This window comes from Mesorhizobium sp. M1A.F.Ca.IN.020.03.2.1 (assembly GCF_004023205.1).
Classification (GTDB): Bacteria; Pseudomonadota; Alphaproteobacteria; order Rhizobiales; family Rhizobiaceae; genus Mesorhizobium.
Genome location: NZ_RZSV01000314.1, coordinates 1 through 5287 on the forward strand (window position 1 = coordinate 1; position 5287 = coordinate 5287).

The 5287-nt window shown below is 65.1% G+C and carries 5 protein-coding genes; 4 read left to right on the top strand and 1 reads right to left on the bottom strand.

Annotated elements, in window-relative coordinates:
• Positions 1–1094: MFS transporter (locus tag EOA79_RS29295; RefSeq protein ID WP_164893994.1), on the top strand; the 1094-nt coding region annotated here is incomplete at its 5' end.
• 235 nt (positions 1095–1329) lie between these two features.
• Complete coding sequence (locus EOA79_RS29300; protein ID WP_067330052.1) at positions 1330–3471, top strand: sodium-translocating pyrophosphatase; 2142 nt, start codon at positions 1330–1332, stop codon at positions 3469–3471.
• Between the two features lie 139 nt (positions 3472–3610).
• On the opposite strand, the gene EOA79_RS29305 is transcribed toward EOA79_RS29300, so the two are convergent.
• Positions 3611–4126, bottom strand: a complete 516-nt coding sequence (locus EOA79_RS29305; RefSeq protein WP_067000750.1) for an outer membrane protein assembly factor BamE — start codon at positions 4124–4126, stop codon at positions 3611–3613.
• Between the two features lie 117 nt (positions 4127–4243).
• Here EOA79_RS29305 and EOA79_RS29310 point away from each other — a divergent pair, with 117 nt between their 5' ends.
• Both EOA79_RS29310 and EOA79_RS29315 read left to right on the top strand, forming a co-directional pair.
• Positions 4244–4786, top strand: a complete 543-nt coding sequence (locus EOA79_RS29310) for a ubiquinol-cytochrome C chaperone family protein (protein WP_095824737.1) — start codon at positions 4244–4246, stop codon at positions 4784–4786.
• An 11-nt stretch (positions 4787–4797) separates the two neighbouring features.
• A partial coding sequence (locus EOA79_RS29315; RefSeq protein ID WP_164893995.1) for a DUF177 domain-containing protein occupies positions 4798–5287 on the top strand: 490 nt, incomplete at its 3' end.

The following is a 5287-nucleotide window of genomic DNA, read 5'->3' on the forward strand; positions in this document are numbered from 1 at the left end:
GCCAATATCTGCTCGGCCCCGACAAGTCTCTGGCGACGGCGCCGGTCACCGGCTTCAACCTTGGAGTTGCGCTCGGCGCCCTGCCGGCGGCCGCCATCATCCGCCGGCTCGGCCATCGCGGCGGCTTCATGACCGGCACCATCGTCACCGCCCTCGGCGGGCTGATCGCGACGCTCGCGCTCTTTCAGGCGAGCTTCTGGCTGTTCGCCTTTGGCCTAGGCGTGATCGGTGTCGGCGGCGCCTTCGTGCAGCAGTTCCGCTTCGCCGCCGCCGACAACGCGCCGCCGCAATTCAAGGCGCGCGCCATCTCCTTCGTGCTGGCTGGCGGCATCGTCACCGCCATCCTCGGGCCTCAGATCGTCATCTACACCGGCGACCTTCTGGCCCCGGTGATGTTTGCCGGATCCTTCGCCTCCATCCTGGTGCTGGCCGCCATAGGCGCGATTATCCTTTCCTTCCTGCATACGTCCAGGCGGACGAGCAGCGCCGCCGAAGCCGTCGCAAGCGACGCACGTCCGCTGGTCGAGATCGCCACCCAACCCCGTTTCGTCGCGGCGCTGTTCTGCGCCGTAGGCAGCTATGCGCTGATGAGCTTCGTCATGACCGGCGCGCCGCTCGCCATGGTCGGCTGCGGTCTTTCGACCGACGATGCCACGCTTGGCATCTCCTGGCACGTTATGGCGATGTTCGGGCCGAGCTTCTTCACCGGTTCGCTGATCCACCGCTTCGGCGCCGAGCGCATCGTCGCCATTGGGTTGGTGCTGCTCATCGCCTGCGCAGTGGTGGCGCTCTCAGGCCTTGCGCTATGGCAGTTCTGGACCGCGCTGATCCTGCTCGGCCTCGGCTGGAATTTCGGTTTCATCGGCGCGACCGCCATGGTCGCCGCGAGCTACCATCCATCCGAAAAAGGCAAGGTGCAGGGCTTCCACGACTTCGTCCTGTTCGGCTCCGTCGCCTTCGCCTCGCTGATGTCGGGCGCGGTCTACAATGCCTGGGGCTGGACCATGCTGAACTGGATCGTGTTCCCGGTCGTTGTGCTCTGCTTCCTGGCGCTCGGCACCCTGAAGCTGCCGGGCTTGCGCCGCGCCGACTGACATTGCGCCGTTTGCCGGCGCGCAATCGATCTAAATGCACGGCGGCCCCTGCCGGTGAGTCGCGGCGTTCGTCTTTCCGGCGAAAGCCGGGCAAAAACCGAACAATATCTTGACGTTCCCAGCCCTGTTTCGCATACACCTTAGTCAAGGGGTGGATTCCGTGTGCGGCGTTCATCTCCGTCCCAACGGCCCAGGGAGGGGTTCTTCTGGGCCATCAATCGAGGAAAATTCGGCAATGACCATCATTACCGCCGTCATCGCCTGCGGCTTGCTGTCAGTCCTGTACGCCATCTGGGCGACACGATCGGTCCTGGCGTCCGATCAGGGCAACCAGCGCATGCAGGAAATCTCCGCCGCCATTCGCGAAGGTGCTCAAGCCTATCTGGCGCGCCAGTACACCACCATCGCCGTCGTCGGCATCGTCGTGCTTCTTCTCGCCTGGTGGCTGCTCTCCATCACCTCCGCGATCGGCTTCCTGATCGGCGCCGTGCTTTCGGGCGCTGCCGGCTTCATCGGCATGCATGTCTCGGTGCGTGCCAATGTCCGCACCGCGCAGGCCGCTTCCAACAGCCTGGCCGCCGGCCTTGACATCGCCTTCAAGTCGGGCGCCATCACCGGCCTGCTGGTGGCGGGCCTGGCGCTGCTCGGCGTCTCCATCTATTACCTCATCCTGACCGGCCCAATGGGCCTGCAGCCAAACGACCGCATCGTCATCGACGCGCTGGTCTCGCTCGGCTTCGGGGCCTCGCTGATCTCGATCTTCGCCCGTCTCGGCGGCGGCATCTTCACCAAGGGCGCCGACGTCGGCGGCGACCTCGTCGGCAAGGTGGAAGCCGGCATTCCGGAGGACGATCCGCGCAACCCGGCCACCATCGCCGACAATGTCGGCGACAATGTCGGCGACTGCGCCGGCATGGCCGCCGACCTGTTCGAGACCTATGCGGTGACGGTCGTCGCCACCATGGTTCTGGCCGCAATCTTCTTCGGCGGCACTGCAGTGCTGGGCGCCGCCATGCTCTATCCGCTCGCCATTTGCGGCGCCTGCATCCTGACCTCGATCGTCGGCACCTTCTTCGTCAAGCTCGGCTCCAACGGCTCGATCATGGGCGCCCTCTACAAGGGGCTGATCGTCACCGGCCTGCTGTCGATCGTCGGCCTGGCCGTCGCTACTTCGGCCACTCTCGGTTGGGGAGAGGTCGGCACCGTCGCCGGCATCGTCATCACCGGCAAGAACCTGTTCATCTGCGGCCTGATCGGTCTTCTGGTGACCGGCCTCATCGTGGTGATCACCGAATACTACACCGGCACCAACAAGCGCCCGGTGAATTCGATCGCCCAGGCCTCGGTGACCGGCCACGGCACCAACGTCATCCAGGGCCTCGCGGTCTCCTTGGAATCGACGGCGCTGCCGGCCATCGTCATCGTCGGCGGCATCATCGCCACCTACCAGCTTGGCGGCCTGTTCGGAACTGCGATCGCCGTCACCACCATGCTCGGTCTCGCCGGCATGATCGTGGCGCTCGACGCCTTCGGCCCGGTCACCGACAATGCCGGCGGCATCGCCGAAATGTCGGGCCTGCCCAAGGAAGTGCGCCACTCCACCGACGCGCTCGACGCGGTCGGCAACACCACCAAGGCCGTGACCAAGGGCTATGCCATCGGCTCCGCCGGCCTCGGCGCGCTGGTGTTGTTCGCCGCCTATTCGAACGACCTCAGGTTCTTTGCCGCCAATGGCGACAAGTACCCGTACTTCCAGGGCATGGGCGAGATCTCCTTCGACCTTTCCAACCCGTATGTCGTTGCCGGCCTGATCTTTGGCGGCCTCATTCCGTATCTGTTCGGCGGCATCGCCATGACCGCCGTCGGCCGCGCGGCGGGCTCGATCGTCGAGGAAGTGCGCAAGCAGTTCCGCGAGGACAAGGGCATCATGGCCGGGACCTCGAAACCGAACTACGCGCGCGCCGTCGACCTGCTGACCCGGGCAGCGATCCGGGAAATGATCATCCCGTCGCTGCTGCCCGTGCTGGCGCCGCTCGTCGTCTATTTCGGCGTGCTCCTGATCTCGGGCTCGAAGGCCTCGGCCTTCGCGGCCCTTGGCGCCTCGCTGCTCGGCGTCATCGTCAACGGCCTCTTCGTCGCCGTCTCGATGACCTCCGGCGGCGGCGCCTGGGACAACGCCAAGAAGTCGTTCGAGGACGGCTTTACCGACAAGAATGGCGTCAAGCACCTGAAGGGCTCCGAGGCGCATAAGGCCTCGGTCACCGGCGACACCGTCGGCGATCCCTACAAGGACACCGCCGGCCCGGCGGTCAATCCGGCGATCAAGATCACCAATATCGTGGCGCTGCTGCTCCTGGCCGTGCTCGCGCACGGCTGAGCCACATTCTTTCTGCACCAAGTGACCCGCGGGAGCGATCCCGCGGGTTTTGTTTACGGCCAAGCCGTTTCGGCGAAACAAAAAACCCGCCGAAGCGGATTCGGCGGGTCTTGGTCCGTGGACGTCGCTGACAGCGAACTCAGGGCGTGCCGCCGCCCGGGATCCCGGGCGCCAGCTTGCTGGCGCCGTTGATGATCTGGCTGAGGAAGTTCTGGTCCTTGCCGCCCGTCGGCGTCGTCCTCGAGATGAAGTCGAAGACCTTGCCGTCCTTCAGGCCGTAATTGGCGATCTGGGTGACGCGGCCGTCGGCGCCGAAATAGACCGCCAGCACGTGCTGGTCGACGATGCGCGGGTTGTCGAAGGCGACGTAGCGCTTGCGCGTCTGCGAGATATAATAGAACGCCTCGTTGTCGAAGGTCGCCGTCGTCGACGGCGTGCCCAGCGCAAGAAGAACCTGCTCGCGACTCGATCCGACCGGCACCGAGTCGATCGCCGCCTGGTCGATGACGTAGCCTTTCGTCAGCGTCTCGCTCGGACGCAGATCACCGAACATCTTGGACGAATTGCAGGCGGAAAGCGCGGATACCGCCACCAGCAGAGTGGCCACGCCCGCCCGCACAGGCATGAAAAACGACTTGAATTTCAGCGCACCCAACAACAATTCTCCATCACATCCCCGCAGCTTGCGCTGGGCCGCAAAACCGGTAAACCAGCTTGCATGCCGATGCAACAAGGCCAAATCAAACAAAAGGTCCCCGGGAGACCACCCTCAATGTTCCAGCGCCTTTTTGGTCGCGAACGTCACGCCAACCGCGCCATCACCGAGGCGCTCTACGCACAAATCGTGGCGGCGGCGCGGCAAACGGTGTTTTATTCCGACTGGAATGTGCCGGATACGCCGCTCGGCCGCTTCGAGATGCTGTCGCTCCATATGTACCTGATCCAGCACCGGCTGCGCGGCGAGGGCGGAGCCGCGGCCGAGATCGCTCAGGTGCTGATCGACGAGTTCTTCCTCGATGTCGACCATTCGCTGAGGGAACTCGGCATCAGCGATGTCGGCGTGCCGAAGCGCATGAAGAAGCTGGCAAAGATGTTCTATGGCCGCACTGCGGCCTACGACGAAGCCTTGCGGGACGACGACGGCGCGGCGCTTGCCGTGGCGCTCGCCCGCAATGTCAGGCCCGATGCCGGCGAATGGCCCGAGGCGTCGCTGCTGGCGAATTATGTTAGCGCGGCGACCGGGCAGCTTGCCGCTCAGCCGACCGAATCGATCATGGCTGGCGCCGTCGCGTTCCCGGCCGCCGGAGCCAGCTGAAGGAGGCGAGAATGAAGCACGCCGAACCGCAGAGCCCCGTATCCTTTGTGGCCAATGTCGCCCGCCTGCCGCAAAAGGGTTTGCCGGTTGCAATCGAGGCCGACGAAAGGCAGCGCACTGCGCTTGCCGCCGAACATGACCTGCTTTCCGTCGAGAGCTATCGCGCCGAGCTCTTGGTGGCGTCCTGGAAACGCAACGGCGTCAAGGTCAGCGGCCGCGTCGAGGCCGACATCACCCAGGCCTGCATCGTCACACTCGATCCGGTCGCGGCTCACATCGACGAGCCCGTCGAGGCGCTGTTCTTGCCGGAGCAGTCGAAACTCGGACGCGAAGGCTTCGACGCCGGCGGCGAGATCGTCCTCGACGCCGACGGGCCCGACAGCCCGGAAACTTTTTCCGGCGACACCATCGATGTCGGGGCGCTCGCCGAGCAGTTTTTCGGCCTGGCGATCGACCCTTATCCGCGCAAGCCCGGCGCCTCGCTCGAGGGCGCGGGTGACG

Bases quoted from the DNA above. Each gene is read 5' to 3' on its own strand.
- EOA79_RS29300 (WP_067330052.1), top strand. From the start codon at position 1,330: ATGACCATCATTACCGCCGTCATCGCCTGCGGCTTGCTGTCAGTCCTG.
- EOA79_RS29310 (WP_095824737.1), top strand. From the start codon at position 4,244: ATGTTCCAGCGCCTTTTTGGTCGCGAACGTCACGCCAACCGCGCCATC.